Source organism: Massilia eburnea (genome assembly GCF_009720745.1).
Lineage (GTDB): Bacteria > Pseudomonadota > Gammaproteobacteria > Burkholderiales > Burkholderiaceae_D > Rugamonas > Rugamonas eburnea.
On the sequence record NZ_WNKX01000025.1, the window covers coordinates 46,512 to 60,894 of the forward strand.

Consider the following 14,383-nt stretch of genomic DNA (forward strand, 5'->3'; position numbering starts at 1 on the left):
GGGTATGACCATACGCGTGCACAGCTTCTTGCGCCAGTTGCTCACCGCCCTGCCCTTTGTGGCGGCGCTGCCGGCGTTTGCCGACTGCTCGCGCGACATCGTGGTGCCGCTCTCCAGCACCGGCGTCAGCGTCATCGTCGACAACGGCGCCTTCAGCGGCATTTACCCGGACATCTTCCGCAGCCTGGGACCACGCGCCGGCTGTCATTTCACCTTTACTTCGGTGCCGCGCGCCCGCCAGCAACTGCTGTTCGAAACCGGCAAGGCCGACCTGCTGGTCCCCGCCACCCGCACCGCGGCGCGCGATGCCTACGGCGTCTTCGTCCCGATGGTTGGCCATCGCGCCATGCTGATTTCCCTGCAAAGCCCGCGCCCGCCGATCACCAATGCCCAGGACCTGCTGGACCGGCGCGACCTGCGCGTGGCCGTGGTACGCGGCTACGATTACGGCGATGCTTACCAGGCCCTGCTCCGCGATCTCGCCCGCCAGGGGCGCCTGTTCACCGAAGTCGATCCCACCGCGGTGGCCCGCCTGATGCTGATGGGCGCCGTGGACATGACAATCATGGGGCCGACCATCATGGCCGGCTCGATCAACCGCGAACCCCGGTTGAACGGCATGCTGGACCGGCTGCGGCTCGAATCGATCCCGGAGCTGCCCTGGCAGCAGTCCGGCGTCTACGTCTCACGCAGTTCACTGTCGCCCGACGACCGCGCCGTGCTGCTTGAATTGCTGGAGCGCGCGGCCAAGTCCAACGTGGTGATGGAAGGCTTCCAGCGCTACCACCGGCCAGAAATCCTCAGCGAAAGCGTGCGCGCCCGCTGATGGCGCCTTCGGTCGTCGCTATCGTCCTGTGCGGCGCACTGTTGCACGCGGGATGGAATGCCCTGGTCAAGAAAGGACGCGACCCATTCCTCAGCAGCGTCCTGGTCGCCGGCGGCGCGAGCCTGATCTCCTTGCCCTTGCTGCCTTTCCTCGCCCAGCCTGCCGCCGCCAGTTGGCAGTACGCCCTGCTGTCGACTGCCATCCACTATGTTTATTACGGCCTGCTTGCCGCCGCCTACCGCCATGGCGACATGAGCCACGCCTACCCGCTGATGCGCGGCAGCGCCCCGCTCCTGGTCGCGCTCTCGAGCGTGCCCTTGCTGGGCGAACGTCTCACGCTCACGCAATATGCCGCCGTCGCCTGCATCAGCGGCGGCATTTTCGGCCTCTGGTTCGCCAGCCGCGCGCAAGCGCCTGCGTCGGACGCAGTGGACGATGGTGCCTTTGCAGCGCGCCACCGCTCCACGACCTACGCCTCGCTGAATGCCGTCGTGATCGCCGCCTACACTCTGGTCGATGGCATGGGCGCCCGCGCTTCAGGCGCCCCGGCTGCATACGTCATGTGGCTGCACGTGCTGAGCGCGGCAGGCCTGCTGGCCTGGTGCCTGGTCCGCAGCCCACGGCAATTGCGCGAATACGCCCGGGAATTCTGGCGCGTGGCGCTGCTCGGCGGCGCCGGCACGCTGGGCGCCTACGGCATGGCGCTATGGGCAATGACGCTCGCCCCGCTGGCCGCAGTTGCCGCCCTGCGCGAAACCTCGATCCTGTTTGCCGCCCTGATCGCCAGATTCTTCCTTTCCGAACGCATTGGCGGCAAACGGGTAGCGGCGATAGTCGCTATTGCCGCCGGAGCGGTCCTGATGCGCCTCGCTTGAGCGGCTGCATTTTCCAGACCGTCCTGATGGAGTTCGTCCGCTCCCCGTCGTCGTACTCGGACCATTGGTCCATCACGATGCCAAGCTGCCAGCCCTCAAAGATCCCATCGAACCCTTGGCGCCCTCATTATTTCTGCACAACAGGGAGTTCGATTGAACTGCCATGGAACACGCGCTGCGTGGCCTTCTTATAATCGCCTGGCGCCGCGAAGAAGATGTTCGGCACATAGGTCTGCGGATTGCGGTCATACAGCGGGAACCAGCTTGACTGCACCTGGATCATCAGACGGTGGCCCGGCAGCACCACGTGGTTCACTGGCGGCAGCGCAAAGTTGAATTGCACTGGCTTGTTCGAAGGGATGGCGGACGGCTTCTCGAAGCTGTCGCGATAGCGCCCGCGCAGGATGTCCATCGACAGCGGCAGCTGATAACCGCCCAAGGCCGGCTGCGACGGCACTTCGTCCGGATAGACGTCGATCACCTTCACCACCCAGTCCGCATCGCTGCCCGAAGTCGACGCGGTCAGGTGAACCTGCGGCGCGCCAGCCAGAACGAGCGGCTCTTTCAATGGCTCGGTCACATAGCTCAGGACATCGGTACGGTCGCTGACGAAGCGCTGGTCGTGCACCAGCCAAGGCTTCCAGACGTTTTCGTCGCCCATGCGCACTGGACGGGGCACGAACGGCACAGGCTTGGCGGGATCCGCCACATATTCATCGAAGCCCTTGTCGCTGGCAGACTTGGACCAGGAGAGCTTGAAGCCATCTTCCAAGAACACAGCCTTCGCCGGCGACGCGCAACCCGACGCACACGACAGAGGCCATTGGTTCAGGCGCTGCCATTGATTGGTCCCGGTCTGGTAGGACAGCACCGGCGGCGTATTGGCAGCGGGCGCGCCATCCACCAGGTACTGCTTCAGGAAAGGCACCATGACGTCGCGGCGGAATTCCTGCGCCGTATCGCCCGTGAAGCGCAAGGCCCCGAGCGAGGAACCGTCGTAATTGACGCCGCTATGGCGCCAGGGGCCAACGGCGAGGAAGTTCAGCTTATTGTCCTTGTCCAGCTTTTCCAGCGCAGCATAAGTCGCGTAGGCGCCGTAGATATCTTCCTGGTCCCAGCGGCCCACCACATGCATGGTCGGCACGGACAATGGACGCTTGACCAGGATGCGGTCCAGCGCCTGCTCCTGCCAGAAGCTGTCGTAGGCTGGATGCTCGAACAGCTTCTTCGTGAAATTCAATTTATCGAGGCCGTGTTTGCGGGCCAGGTCCGCCACCGAACCGGCGCGCAGCACCGAATCGTAATCGTCATACGCGCCTGTCGCCAGCGCCTCGCCGCGGCCCCTGGCAGTGTTCTGGCTGGCAATGTAATCGAGGGTATTGACGCGGAAAGCGCCGTTGTGGAACCAGTCGTCGCCGCGCCAGCCATCGACCATCGCGCTCATCGGCACGGCAGCTTTCAGGGCAGGATGCGGATCGGTCAGCGCCATCAGCACGGTGAAGCCCTCGTAGGAAGAGCCGATCATGCCCACCTTGCCGTTCGTCTCCGGCACGTTCTTCACCAGCCAGTCGATGGTATCCCAGGCATCGGTGCCGTTATCGGTTTGGCTCGCATTGAGCGGACCGCGCACCGGGCGAGTCATCACATAGTCGCCTTCCGAGCCGTATTTGCCGCGCACGTCCTGGAACACACGGATGAAATCGCGCCCGAACTCCTCATCGCCCTGCGGCATGGAAGACAGCATATAAGGGCTCGTATTGCGCTTGGCACGGCCATCCGCGTTATACGGCGTGCGGGTCAGGATGATCGGCGCCTTGCTGGCTCCTTTCGGCACCACGATCACCGTATGCAGGCGCACCCCATCACGCATCGGGATCATCACCACGCGTTTGACGTAATCCGCTTGATCCTGTGGCGCCTCGAAGCCAGGAACAATATCCGGCGCCATAGGCGAGGTTTGGGCGAGCGCCTGGGACGCAAGCAGGAAAGAAATCAGTGAAAGGCAGCGACGCATGGTGTCTCCTACGGGCATGAATTTGCGCAATATTACTAGAAAATTAATGCAGAGATGAAAGCGTGTGTGCGCACATACGGCCGCGGCAGACACGGCAAAAATGACTCCCATCACGAAATGAAGGAGCCAATCATGAAAAAATTGCTCATTGCCACTTTTATTGCAGCTTCCCTCGGCGGCGGCCTGGGGTTGGCCCCGGCCGCCTACGCGGACGTGGTTGTGATCCGCACCGCCCCGCCCCCACCGCGCGATGAAGTCGTTCCGCCGGCACGGGACGGTTTCGTCTGGACGCCAGGCTATTGGCGCTGGAACGGTCACCGTCACGTGTGGGTCAACGGCAAATACGTGCGCGCCCGTCACGGCTACCACTGGCGCGAACCGAGTTGGGCCCAGCTGGAAAATGGCCGCTGGCGCATGGAGCGCGGCCGCTGGGAACGTGGCGACCGCGACCATGACGGCGTGCCCAACCGCCTCGACGAGCACCCCAACAACCCGAACCGCTATTAATTGAAAAGTCGGGGTCAGTGCTTGACAGGGCTGCGTTGAACTGTAACCATTGCGGGATGAAATTTATCCAATCACATCTGCTTTCCCGCAATTGGTGGCGCCGCTGACATAGCGCGGCCACTGAAAAGTGATGTGATTTTAATATCAACGCCGCCTCGATCAGGTGGCGTTTTTCTTGGCGCAATCGATAGGGGCAAGCAGAAAGAACCCTATGAGCCAGCCAGCATCCAGCACCAAACCGATTATCCTGACCGGCGACCGTCCGACCGGTCCGCTGCACCTCGGCCACTTTGTCGGCAGCCTGCGCAACCGTGTGTCCTACCAGGACGACTATAACCAGTTCATCATGCTGGCAGACTCGCAGGCGCTGACCGACAATATGGACGACACCAACAAGGTGCATCGCAACGTGGTGGAAGTGGCGCTGGACTATATGGCTTGCGGCATCGATCCGGCCAAGTCCACCATCCTGATCCAGTCGCAGATCCCCGAGCTGGCCGAGCTGACCTTCTATTACCTGAACCTGGTCACCGTGGCGCGCCTGGAGCGCAACCCGACCGTGAAGCAGGAAATCGTGCTGCGCGGCTTTGAACGCGACATTCCGGCCGGCTTCCTGACCTACCCTGCTTCGCAAGCCGCCGATATTTCGGCCTTCAAGGCGTCCATCGTGCCGGTCGGTGAAGACCAGATCCCGATGATCGAGCAGACCAACGAAATCGTGCGCAAGTTCAATCGCCTGGTGAACAAGGAAATCCTGGTCGAGTGCAAGGCCGTGGTGCCGGAAGTGGGCCGCCTGCCTGGCATCGACGGCAAGGCGAAGATGTCCAAGTCGCTGGGCAATGTGATCAACCTGGGCGCCAGCGCCGCTGAAATCACTGCGGCAGTGAAGCAGGTCTACACCGATCCGCTGCACCTGAAAGTGTCCGACCCTGGCCACCTGGAAGGCAACGTCGCCTTCATCTACCTGGATGCGTTCGACACCGACAAAGCCAGCCTGCAAGAGATGAAGGACCACTACGTGCGCGGCGGCCTGGGCGACTCCGTCGTCAAGAAGCGCCTGGAGGCCGTATTGCAGGACATGCTGGCGCCGATCCGTGCCCGCCGTGAAGAACTGGCCCAGGACAAGGGCTACATCATGCAGGTGCTGAAGGAAGGCACCATGCGTGCGCGCGAAGTGGCTGCACGTACCACCGACGAAGTGAAGGCCGCCCTGGGCCTGTCCTACTTCTGATGAGCGCCACCGCGCTGGCCGCGCTGTATGCCGTGGCCAGCGTCGCCTGCTTCATCGCCTACGCGCTGGACAAATCGGCCGCACGCCAGGGCCGCCGCCGCACCCCGGAACGCACCCTGCTCCTGCTGGGCCTTGCCGGCGGCTGGCCCGGCGCGCTGGCAGCGCAACAGCTGCTGCGCCACAAATCCGCCAAGACGTCCTTCCTCGCCAAGTTCTGGTTCACCGTCGTCCTGAACCTGACGCTGCTCGTCGCGCTACAGGCCGGATGGGTAAGTCTCGGCCGGCTCTTCGTGCTTCCACAGGGCTGAACGCTCAAGCGGCGCCAGCGCCGTACTGCGGTCGACGTGGATCAGCGCATCGAACTGCCGTTCCGCATCGGCATAGAAGTAATGGCTCATGCGCTCCGTATCGGGCCGGTAGATCACGCCGATCGCCCGCTCCAGCAAGCGCCCGTCGGCCCGCGTCAGGGCACTATCGCGCCCGCGCAGCGGCAGGAAGAAAGTCCCCTTCCCGACCCCATGCATCACGTGCTCGACGCTGTCTGGACGCGACGGCACCACCGGTTTCAGTTCCGCCGGCCCATCCCATTCGCTGGCGGCAGTCACGCTGCCCGCATGCGTGGTAAAGCCAAGCAGGAAACTTTCGTGCGGCCGGTAACGCTCGCGCACCAGCTGCCCCAGGTTCAGTTGGCCATGCGCGCCCATTTCGGTGGCGCGCGCATCGCCCAGGTGTGAGTTATGCGCCCACACCACGATGCGCGCAGGCCGTCCTATCGCCTGGCCAAGATGCTCCCGCAAGGCTTGCAGCGTTTCCGCCATATGGGAATCGCGCACATTCCAGGATTCGTCGCGCCCCTTGAACATCGCGCGGTAATAAACCTCGGCATTGCGCGTCACGCGTGCGTTCTGCTGGGCGTAGAAGAATTCGTCCGGCACCATCCCGGTGCTCAGGTGCTCATTGGCCAAACGGTTCATGTCGACCAGCTGGCGCAGTACCTCGGCCTCGCAATCGGGCTTCATGCCGAAACTGGTGGCGTAGCCGTAGCGCTGCGGGTCCTCGGCAAAGTGGTCGATGCAGCTGTAGCGTTCACGCGCGCGTGCGCCCGCAGCCGGATCGACCTGGTCGAGGTAGGCGATCACGGCGTGCATCGATTGCTGCAAGCTGTACAGGTCCAGGCCGTAGAATCCGCAGCGGCGCGCGGGGCTGGCCACATGATGGTTGTGTACCCGCAGCCAGTTCACCAGGTCCATGGTTTCATGATTGCGCCACATCCATTGCGGGAAGCGTTTGAAACCGGATAAGGCCTGGTCGGCGCTCATGTCGTCGCCGCTGTGCTGCACATAGCGGCTGACGCGCAAGGCGTCCGGCCAGTCGGCTTCGACGGCGATGGCGTCGAAGCCCTTGTCGACGATCAGGCGTTTGCTGATGTCGGCGCGCAGGCGGTAGAACTCGCGCGTACCGTGTGTGGCTTCACCGAGCAGCACAATCGTGGCGTCGCCGATAAAGTCCAGCAGGTAGTCGAGATCCTCCGCAGTTTCCAGGGGCCGCGCCTCGCGCTGCAACGCGGCGATCAAGGTCTTGTCCATGATTCAGCAAGATATCGCAAGCTGTGCGAAACTGTCGCAGGTTTAACCGGGGAAATATTGCATGTGGATTGGTGTGGTATGCGGCCTGCTGGCAGGCGCGATGTGGGGCATGGTATTTGTCGTGCCGGAGCTGCTGTCGGCCTTTACGCCGCTGGAAATGGCGGTGGGCCGCTATATGGCTTACGGCGCGATCGCTTTCGTGCTGATGCTGCCGCGCCTGCGCAACCTGTTCGGGCGCCTGGAGCGCGCCGACTATTTTGCGCTGCTGCGGCACGCCTTGGCCGGCAATATCGTCTACTACATGTTCCTGGCGCTGGGTGTGAAGCTGGCCGGCGTGGCGCCGACTTCCCTGATCATTGGCGTGCTGCCTATTGCCGTGACGCTGATGGGGCGCAACGACCACGGCGCGGTGCCGCTGCGCCAGCTCGCCATGCCTTTGCTGGTGACGGCTGCCGGCATTGCCTGCATCAATGTCGACGTGTTCCAGCATGCCGCCGCTGCGGGCGCATCGCTTGCCAACACCGTCATCGGCGTGCTGTGCGCCACGGGCGCCTTGCTGTGCTGGTCCTGGTACACGCTCGACAATGCGCGCTACCTCAAGCGCAATCCTCATTACAGCAGCGCTGAATGGTCGGCGCTGTATGGACTGTCCAGCGGGCTGATTGCGCTGGTGATCGCTGCCATCGCTTTTGCCATTTTCCACGGCGAAGTCACGGGCGCCGCCGGCGCTGCCTCGGGCCGCAACTGGACGCTGTTCTGGATCTGCAATAGCCTGCTGGCCCTGGGCGCCTCGGTCATCGGCAACCATTTGTGGAACGTGGCCAGCCGCCGCGTGCCGATTACTTTGTCCGGCCAGCTGATCCTGTTCGAGACCCTGTTCGCGCTGCTGTATGGCTTTATCTATAAGCAGCAGTTCCCGCGCCCGCTGGAAATTGCCGCCATCGTATTGCTGATCGCCGGCGTCACGTGGTCGATGCACGTCCACGCGCAGGAGGAGGAACTCAGTCCGGCCTGATACGCTCGTTCACCAGGTCCGCCATCGCTAACGCGCCGCCGCCCAGCGGCGTGCCGATATCGCTGGCGGCCAGGCTGCGCAGTCCTGCCTCCACGCCCGCGGCGTCGGCAGCGCTGCGGTTCTGGCTCACTTTCCACTTGCCGCTGATGGAGGCGATCGGAATCTCGATGCCGATGATTGCTTTCAGCAGTCCATCGACAAAATCGGCCGGGGCATCTTCCACCGCCCACGGCTCCGGCAGGCCGGTCTCCTGCATGGCAGTCAAATCGCCGAGTTGACGCCGCAGCCAGGCCGCATCTTCCACCATCCGCGCGGCGCCGCGCACCTGCACCATGGCGTAATTCCAGGTCGGCACCACCTTGTGCGTCACGGCCTTGGTGGCGTACCAGCTTGGGCTGATGTAGGACTCCGGTCCCTGGAACACCACCAGGCATTCGCCATGGGCAGCCAGCGCCAGCGAGGCCGGGTTGGCACGCGCCATATGCGCGCGCAGCACGCCCAGCCCGGCCTCGCCCTCATCGGGATAAAGCGAGAACGGCAGCAGGTCCGCCGTCGGTGCGGCGCCGGGAATAACCAGCATGCCGAGCGGATAGGCCCGGATCAGCCCATGTTTGACCTCAAGGCGGTCTTCAGCGAAAGCGGTAGGAAGGTACATGCGCTCAGTGTAGCGTGGTGCGCTCAAACGTGCATAGGGCCAGCCATGGCCTAATTCAGCAGGCCATGCTCGACCATCACGTCCTGCACCAGCTCCAGGCGCAGCACCGGATTTTCTTGCGCCAGCAGCAGCTGTTTCTGCGCCAGCGGCAAACGAAGCAGCTCGCACCAGCGGTTGGCGACCCAGCCCGCCTCCTGCAGGCGGTATGGCGCCTGCATCGGCATTTGCTCGGGTGGCACGCCGCGCTCTTGCAAGGTCTGGATCAGGACGCCCAGGCTGTCGGCGACATCCTGCTGCTCGGAAGGAATCGGCACCGTCATATCGTCGTCGATGGCAGATACTTCCGCCATCCACAAGCCATGCTTCAGCTGTTCGGCGGCGACGATGCGGAAGCGCTGGCGCCCGCTGCAGCGCAACTGCATCAAGCCCGGAATGACCGCCTTCCATTCACCGATATGCGCCATGGTGCCCACGGCGCACAGGGTTTCATGCTGGTCGGGTTTGCGCACTTCGTCGCCCTGGACCAGGGCGACCACGCCGAAGTCTTCCTGATGTTCGATGCAACGCTTCACCATGTCGAGGTAGCGCACCTCGAAGATTTGCAGCGGCAGGTACCCATCCGGATACAGCACCGTTTGCAACGGAAATAAGGGAATCGCGGACATACTTCATCATCGCACGTTTCGGACCACACTGCCGCCTTTCATGACGAAGCCGACATGGTACAAGGCGCCGATATCGGCCGTAGGATCGCCCTCCACCGCCACCAGGTCGGCCAGATAGCCCGGCTTTACCTGGCCCAGTGTCGCGGCGCGGTCCAGCACAGCGGCGTTGACCACGGTGGCCGCCCGCAGCGCTTCGGTCGGCGTCATGCCCAGCTTGACCAGCCATTCCGCCTCGCGCGCGCTGCCGCCATGGGCAAACACGCCGACGTCGCTGCCCAGGCCAATCGTCACGCCCGCCTTGCGCGCCAGCTGGAAGGCACGCGCCGCCGCCTGCATGGACGGCGTCGGCGGGCCGCCCCGCACATACTTCTGGAAGTATTCGCTGGTCGCCTCCGGCGCGGCCAATGTGGGGAAATAGGCAACCTTGCGCTCGGCCAAGAGCCTGAAGGTCGCCTCGCTGCCGCCATAACCGTGTTCGATGGTATCCACGCCGGCCAGCACGGCGCGGCGCATGCCCTCGTCGGTCGAAGCGTGGGCCGACACTTTGCGCCCGGTGTTATGGGCCGCCGCCACCAGTGCGTCGAGTTCCTGCTGGCTGAATGTGGCGCGCGAGGAGCCGTCCGGCCCGATACGGTAGTCGGCGTACACCTTGATCCAGTCGGCGCCGTGGGCAGCCTGCTCGCGCACCGCCTTCACCACTTCGTCGACGCCGGTCGCTTCCTGGGCGCCCACCGGCAGGTGCATGTCGGGCCGGTAGGACTTCACGTTCGGACCATAGCTGCCGCTGGCCACAATCGCCAGCGTCGCCACGAACATGCGCGGCCCCGGCACCACACCGTCCTCGATGGCGCGCTTGATCGACACGTCGGCATAGCCCGCGCCTTCCGAACCCAGGTCGCGCAAGGTGGTAAATCCCGATTGCAGCTGCGCCTGCACATGGCGCGCGGCCAGCAGCACACGGTATGCTTCCGGCTCCTTCAGCACCTGGTCGTCCCAGCTCGTTTCGTTATACGGGTGCAGCAGCACGTGCGAATGCAGGTCCATGAGGCCGGGAATCAGCGTTTTGCCCGGCAAGGCAATGCGCTCGGCATCGGCCGGAACAGGCACCTCGGCAGTGGGACCTGCGGCGGCCACCTTGCCATCGGCCACCAGTACCGACCAGCCGCCGTGAGCCGCGCCCTCGCCGGTCCAGACCCGTTCGGGCGTCAGCAATACCGGCCTGGCCGCAAACGCCGATCCGCCAACACATAAGAGTAAGGCCGCCAGCAGCGGCCGCAATGCAAAGCTCGACATATTCTCGCCGTATAAAAAGAAAAAGGGCGGATATTAATCCGCCCCTCTCACTGTGTCCGCTTATTTAATCAGGAAGTCTTCCTTCTTCTTACCTTCCAACCATTTCGGCGCACGGCCGCGGCCGGTCCATTGGGAACCCGACACCGGGTCCTGATATTTCATCGGCACACGGGCGCGCGGCTTGACTGGTTTATTGCTCTTGGCAGCCGGGCCGAGATCAGCAGCAGTCAGATCATATTCACGCATGATGGACCAGATCTGCTCTTTTGCTTTTTGCACTTCGGCTTTACGCGCGTCATTGGCGAGATTTTGCAATTCGGCAATTTTTGCCTGGTATTCCTGATAGGTGGTCATCTCTTTTTACCCTAAGTGTATGAAAAATCAAAGTGTGACAATGTGTGAGATTTCTTACCCGCAATGTACCATAGTTGCGTTGATCTTATCTACATAATTTAACCATATTAAAAAAAAAGCGCCACACATTTGACATGCGGCGCTTTTTATTTCATTGATAATTAAATCAAGGGCTAAGACCGGTTATAGCCGGCTTATTTAACTCAGAACTGCATCTCAAGCTGCAAGCGATAATTACGCACGCCCTCGTTGACCGAAAGTGTCGACGATATTCCGGCCGCTGTCTGATACCTTGTCAGTGAAAGGTAATCCTGCGCCAGCAAATTCCAGGCAGAGAATCGCAACTGAGTCTTACTGTCCAGTTTCCAGGCAATATACCCGTCCAGCTGGCGAGAAACTGTCGACCAGCTATAGCGGTCGACATCATTGCGTACCTCACCGCCCGCCCGGAAAGTGAAACTACTCCCCATGCTCCAGCTTCCGTCCGGCGTCTTATAGTCAAGGCCGAGATTGGCCGTCAACGGCACCTGCTGGTCCAGGCGGTTGTCCGGCCCGGGCACCGAATCGACGCGCGACCAGTTGCGGCTGATGTTGGCGCGCACGTCGAGTGCAGGGGCATGGTCCATCACCGCCTTCATCGGGAATTTCACTTCCACGTCCAGGCTGTGCACATCAGCCCGGCCGTTGTTCATCATGGTCATCACCCAGCGGCCAGTGTTATCGAGGAAGACGTTGCGGCGCGTGTAGTTGCTGATGCGGCGCGACGCCGCCGCAACGCTGAACAGCGCCCCCTCCGCCCAATAGTGTTCGTAGGATGCGTCGATACCAGTCGCCAGTTCAGGCTTCAGGTTCGGATTGCCGATCCAGTCGGTCTCCAGCTGGCTGTTATTGGTCGTCGTGAAGCGGCGGCCAGAGAGGTTGTTTGGCGCCGGCGCCTTGTACGTGCGCGTCAGGGCCGCGCGCAACTGGTCTTTGCCGTTCGGGAGCTTGTACAGGTTTGCGCCAGTGGACTCCATACGCTGCTGCGGTTATCCACCGGATCGAAACCGGCGCCGGAACTGTGCGTGTTCAAGCCTTCCCAGCGCAGCCCCGCATAGAGCGACCATGCTTTGCTGATATTCCATTCGTCCTGCGCAAAGAAAGCGGCACGGCGCACCGAGGCTTGGTATCCCTCGTCCTTGTCGTCGCGCGTACCGGCGGGAATATACAGGTCGCGCTGGTTGCGCCAGTCCCTAAGTCCGGTGTAACCCACTTCCCAGCCTGCCCCGAGCGATTGGTCGCTGCCCAAAGGCATGGTGAACTTGCCGGTGCTGCTCGCACCCCATTCGCGATTGCCGCTGAAGACATCGTGCTGCAACGATTCGTCGTCAGTATGCGTGTCCGTTTCGAACCAGGTACCGTTGGAGCGCCGGCGGTGGCCGCCGATCTTGGCATCCAGTTTGGCTCCTTCGCCAAACTTGTGCACCCAGTTCAGGTCCGTGCGCGCGAACAGGCTTTTGTTCACGTTGACCATATGCTCGCCAATATAGAAAGGCGCGGCGCCAGCTTCCACGTCGTAGTCGCGGTCCATCGCGCTCTTGAAGACCGAACGGCTGATGAAGGACTGCGACGTCAGGGTGTCGCCGTTCTCGAGGTTCCAGTTAAAGCGCGGCGCCAGCTCCAGACCGCGTGCCTGGCCACGGTCCCACAGCAGCATGCGACGCTGCATGACGGGATCGCCCGCCAGGTCGAGCTGGTCCTGGTCACTGCGGTAGTGGCGGTCGAAATCATATCGTCCGCCGCTCAGATTGATCGAATACGAGAACTTGCCGTCTTTATCGGACAGCAGCAGATTCCCGTTCGGGTTGGTCGCTTCTGCACTATGGCTGACGCCGAATTTGAACTCGTGCTGTGCCGCCTTGACCGCTTTTTTCAGCACGATATTGATGGTGCCGGCGATCGACTGGGTGCTGAATTCCGCACTCGCCGCGCGGATCACCTCGATGCGCTCGATGCTGTCAGGCGACAGGCTCTCGATACTGAATCCCGGCGGCACCCGCTCGCCATTCAGCAGGATTTGCGTGTAGCCGCTGCCCAGGCCGCGCATGCGGATATCCTTGCCGCCCGGGCCGACCGACACGCCCGGTACGCGCTTGAGCGCATCCCCGATCGAGGTGTCGCCATAGCGTTTCAGCTCATCTGCGCTGACGACGATCTTGCTCGCGGTATCGTCCTTGCGCGGGTTGTAGGCCTCGGCCGCAGCTTTGATTTCGATTTTCTGGATGGGTTCCTGCTTCTTGTCCTGCGCCATGGCTTGGGTGGCGGCGAAGATGGCTGTTGCTGCGAGTGTCAGGCGGATCATTGTTGCAAAAAAGGTAAATGATTCTCGGGCGCAACTGTACCCTATGGTGCAGGCGGTAGCAAGGATATAATTCGGCATCTTCAAATATTTGGAATGCCAACCGTGTCTCGACTTGCCGTACTGCCGCAATACCTGCTCCCAAAAGGAGCCCTGACCAACTTCGCCGGCCGCGTGGCGGGCGCCAAAGGCGGCGAAATGACGACGCGCCTGATCCGCTGGTTCGTGGGCAAATACGACGTCAACATGGACGAAGCGGCCAATTCCGACATCGCCAGCTACCACAGCTTCAACGAATTCTTCACCCGCGCGCTCAAGCCGGGCGCCCGCCCCCTGGCCAAGGCCGATTTCGTCTGCCCGGTGGACGGCCGCATTTCCCAGTTCGGCGCGATTGAAGGCGACCAGATCTTCCAGGCCAAGGGTCACAAGTTCTCCACCACCGCCCTGGTCGGCGGCGACGCAGCGCTGGCCAAGCAATTCGAGCACGGCAGCTTCGCCAACCTGTACCTGAGCCCACGCGACTACCACCGCATCCACATGCCATGCGATGCTGCGCTGAAGCGCATGATCTATGTGCCTGGCGAGCTGTTCTCCGTCAACCCGACCACCGCCCGCGGCGTACCGGGCCTGTTCGCGCGCAACGAGCGCGTGGTGTGTGAGTTCGACACCGCCTTCGGCCCCTTTGTCATGGTATTGGTGGGCGCGACCATCGTCGGCAGCATGGCCACCACCTGGCACGGCGTCGTCAACCCGCCGCGCCTGCCGAAAGTCACCGAGTGGACTTACCAGAAGAACGAATACACGTTCACGAAGGGCGAAGAAATGGGCCGCTTCCTGCTCGGCTCCACCGTCGTCATGCTGTTCCCGAAAGACACCCTGCACTTCAACGATCAGTGGCAGCCTGCCGGTCCGGTACGGCTGGGCGAGATGATGGCGGACCTGAAATAGGCCTCAGCAATGAGAGGGTCCCTTATATGGGATCCGGAACATCTGCCCCCGCGAGAACGGATAGCCGTCGAAGAAG

The 14,383-nt window shown here is 62.5% G+C and carries 15 protein-coding genes; 7 read left to right on the forward strand and 8 right to left on the reverse strand.

What is annotated here, in order from left to right; translation table 11 throughout:
- Positions 1–4: 4 nt before the first annotated feature.
- Positions 5–826 (forward strand): substrate-binding periplasmic protein, encoded by an 822-nt coding sequence (locus tag GM658_RS23940; RefSeq protein ID WP_155456580.1) that lies wholly within the window; start codon positions 5–7, stop codon positions 824–826.
- Complete coding sequence (locus GM658_RS23945; protein WP_155456581.1) at positions 826–1,701, forward strand: EamA family transporter; 876 nt, start codon at positions 826–828, stop codon at positions 1,699–1,701. The genes GM658_RS23940 and GM658_RS23945 overlap by 1 nt, the downstream gene beginning before the upstream one ends.
- A 127-nt stretch (positions 1,702–1,828) precedes the next feature.
- Here GM658_RS23945 and GM658_RS23950 read toward each other — a convergent pair whose 3' ends face one another.
- Complete coding sequence (locus tag GM658_RS23950; RefSeq protein ID WP_155456582.1) at positions 1,829–3,715, reverse strand: CocE/NonD family hydrolase; 1,887 nt, start codon at positions 3,713–3,715, stop codon at positions 1,829–1,831.
- 132 nt (positions 3,716–3,847) lie between these two features.
- Here GM658_RS23950 and GM658_RS23955 point away from each other — a divergent pair, with 132 nt between their 5' ends.
- From GM658_RS23955 to GM658_RS23965, 3 genes are all read left to right on the forward strand, one after another.
- Positions 3,848–4,222 carry a YXWGXW repeat-containing protein gene (locus tag GM658_RS23955; RefSeq protein ID WP_155456583.1) on the forward strand — a complete coding sequence of 125 codons (375 nt, stop codon included), beginning with the start codon at positions 3,848–3,850 and terminating at the stop codon, positions 4,220–4,222.
- 211 nt (positions 4,223–4,433) lie between these two features.
- Complete coding sequence (gene trpS / locus GM658_RS23960) at positions 4,434–5,453, forward strand: tryptophan--tRNA ligase (protein WP_155456584.1); 1,020 nt, start codon at positions 4,434–4,436, stop codon at positions 5,451–5,453.
- Positions 5,453–5,761: a DUF1294 domain-containing protein gene (locus GM658_RS23965; RefSeq protein ID WP_155456585.1), complete on the forward strand. Its 309-nt coding sequence runs from the start codon at positions 5,453–5,455 to the stop codon at positions 5,759–5,761. The genes trpS and GM658_RS23965 overlap by 1 nt, the downstream gene beginning before the upstream one ends.
- Here the strand turns inward: GM658_RS23965 and GM658_RS23970 are convergent.
- The gene (locus GM658_RS23970) at positions 5,708–7,039 is read right to left on the reverse strand and encodes an erythromycin esterase family protein (protein WP_155456586.1); all 1,332 of its coding nucleotides are present in this window, start codon (positions 7,037–7,039) and stop codon (positions 5,708–5,710) included. The two genes, GM658_RS23965 and GM658_RS23970, sit on opposite strands and share 54 nt — an antisense overlap.
- Before the next feature lie 61 nt (positions 7,040–7,100).
- Between GM658_RS23970 and GM658_RS23975 the strand changes: the two genes are divergently transcribed.
- Complete coding sequence (locus GM658_RS23975; protein ID WP_155456587.1) at positions 7,101–8,054, forward strand: DMT family transporter; 954 nt, start codon at positions 7,101–7,103, stop codon at positions 8,052–8,054.
- Here the strand turns inward: GM658_RS23975 and GM658_RS23980 are convergent.
- From GM658_RS23980 to GM658_RS29570, 6 genes are all read right to left on the reverse strand, one after another.
- Positions 8,041–8,709 carry an FMN-binding negative transcriptional regulator gene (locus tag GM658_RS23980; protein WP_155456588.1) on the reverse strand — a complete coding sequence of 223 codons (669 nt, stop codon included), beginning with the start codon at positions 8,707–8,709 and terminating at the stop codon, positions 8,041–8,043. The two genes, GM658_RS23975 and GM658_RS23980, sit on opposite strands and share 14 nt — an antisense overlap.
- Positions 8,710–8,759: 50 nt before the next feature.
- Positions 8,760–9,374 (reverse strand): LON peptidase substrate-binding domain-containing protein, encoded by a 615-nt coding sequence (locus GM658_RS23985; RefSeq protein ID WP_155456589.1) that lies wholly within the window; start codon positions 9,372–9,374, stop codon positions 8,760–8,762.
- A gap of 6 nt (positions 9,375–9,380) precedes the next feature.
- A complete protein-coding gene (locus GM658_RS23990) occupies positions 9,381–10,667 on the reverse strand; it encodes a metal-dependent hydrolase family protein (RefSeq protein ID WP_155456590.1) in 1,287 nt (428 codons plus the stop codon).
- 60 nt (positions 10,668–10,727) lie between these two features.
- Positions 10,728–11,021, reverse strand: a complete 294-nt coding sequence (locus GM658_RS23995; RefSeq protein WP_155456591.1) for an H-NS histone family protein — start codon at positions 11,019–11,021, stop codon at positions 10,728–10,730.
- A 203-nt stretch (positions 11,022–11,224) separates the two neighbouring features.
- Positions 11,225–12,037 carry a TonB-dependent receptor domain-containing protein gene (locus GM658_RS29565; RefSeq protein WP_155456592.1) on the reverse strand — a complete coding sequence of 271 codons (813 nt, stop codon included), beginning with the start codon at positions 12,035–12,037 and terminating at the stop codon, positions 11,225–11,227.
- On the reverse strand, positions 11,971–13,362 hold the full coding sequence (locus GM658_RS29570) for a TonB-dependent receptor plug domain-containing protein (protein WP_170298943.1): 1,392 nt from the start codon (positions 13,360–13,362) through the stop codon (positions 11,971–11,973). The genes GM658_RS29565 and GM658_RS29570 overlap by 67 nt, the downstream gene beginning before the upstream one ends.
- 93 nt (positions 13,363–13,455) lie before the next feature.
- On the opposite strand from GM658_RS29570, the gene asd reads away from it, so the two are divergent.
- A complete protein-coding gene (gene asd, locus GM658_RS24010; RefSeq protein WP_155456594.1) occupies positions 13,456–14,307 on the forward strand; it encodes an archaetidylserine decarboxylase in 852 nt (283 codons plus the stop codon).
- The last annotated feature ends 76 nt before the right edge of the window (positions 14,308–14,383 follow it).

What these genes read in the sequence shown, in the direction of transcription:
- asd (WP_155456594.1), top strand. Translation starts at nt 13,456, where the DNA reads ATGCCAACCGTGTCTCGACTTGCCGTACTGCCGCAATACCTGCTCCCA.
- GM658_RS23955 (WP_155456583.1), top strand. Translation starts at nt 3,848, where the DNA reads ATGAAAAAATTGCTCATTGCCACTTTTATTGCAGCTTCCCTCGGCGGC.
- GM658_RS23950 (WP_155456582.1), bottom strand. Translation starts at nt 3,715, where the DNA reads ATGCGTCGCTGCCTTTCACTGATTTCTTTCCTGCTTGCGTCCCAGGCG.
- GM658_RS23965 (WP_155456585.1), top strand. Translation starts at nt 5,453, where the DNA reads ATGAGCGCCACCGCGCTGGCCGCGCTGTATGCCGTGGCCAGCGTCGCC.
- GM658_RS29565 (WP_155456592.1), bottom strand. Translation starts at nt 12,037, where the DNA reads ATGGAGTCCACTGGCGCAAACCTGTACAAGCTCCCGAACGGCAAAGAC.
- GM658_RS23945 (WP_155456581.1), top strand. Translation starts at nt 826, where the DNA reads ATGGCGCCTTCGGTCGTCGCTATCGTCCTGTGCGGCGCACTGTTGCAC.
- GM658_RS23995 (WP_155456591.1), bottom strand. Translation starts at nt 11,021, where the DNA reads ATGACCACCTATCAGGAATACCAGGCAAAAATTGCCGAATTGCAAAAT.
- GM658_RS23975 (WP_155456587.1), top strand. Translation starts at nt 7,101, where the DNA reads ATGTGGATTGGTGTGGTATGCGGCCTGCTGGCAGGCGCGATGTGGGGC.
- GM658_RS23970 (WP_155456586.1), bottom strand. Translation starts at nt 7,039, where the DNA reads ATGGACAAGACCTTGATCGCCGCGTTGCAGCGCGAGGCGCGGCCCCTG.
- GM658_RS23980 (WP_155456588.1), bottom strand. Translation starts at nt 8,709, where the DNA reads ATGTACCTTCCTACCGCTTTCGCTGAAGACCGCCTTGAGGTCAAACAT.
- GM658_RS23985 (WP_155456589.1), bottom strand. Translation starts at nt 9,374, where the DNA reads ATGTCCGCGATTCCCTTATTTCCGTTGCAAACGGTGCTGTATCCGGAT.
- GM658_RS23940 (WP_155456580.1), top strand. Translation starts at nt 5, where the DNA reads ATGACCATACGCGTGCACAGCTTCTTGCGCCAGTTGCTCACCGCCCTG.
- GM658_RS23990 (WP_155456590.1), bottom strand. Translation starts at nt 10,667, where the DNA reads ATGTCGAGCTTTGCATTGCGGCCGCTGCTGGCGGCCTTACTCTTATGT.
- trpS (WP_155456584.1), top strand. Translation starts at nt 4,434, where the DNA reads ATGAGCCAGCCAGCATCCAGCACCAAACCGATTATCCTGACCGGCGAC.
- GM658_RS29570 (WP_170298943.1), bottom strand. Translation starts at nt 13,362, where the DNA reads ATGATCCGCCTGACACTCGCAGCAACAGCCATCTTCGCCGCCACCCAA.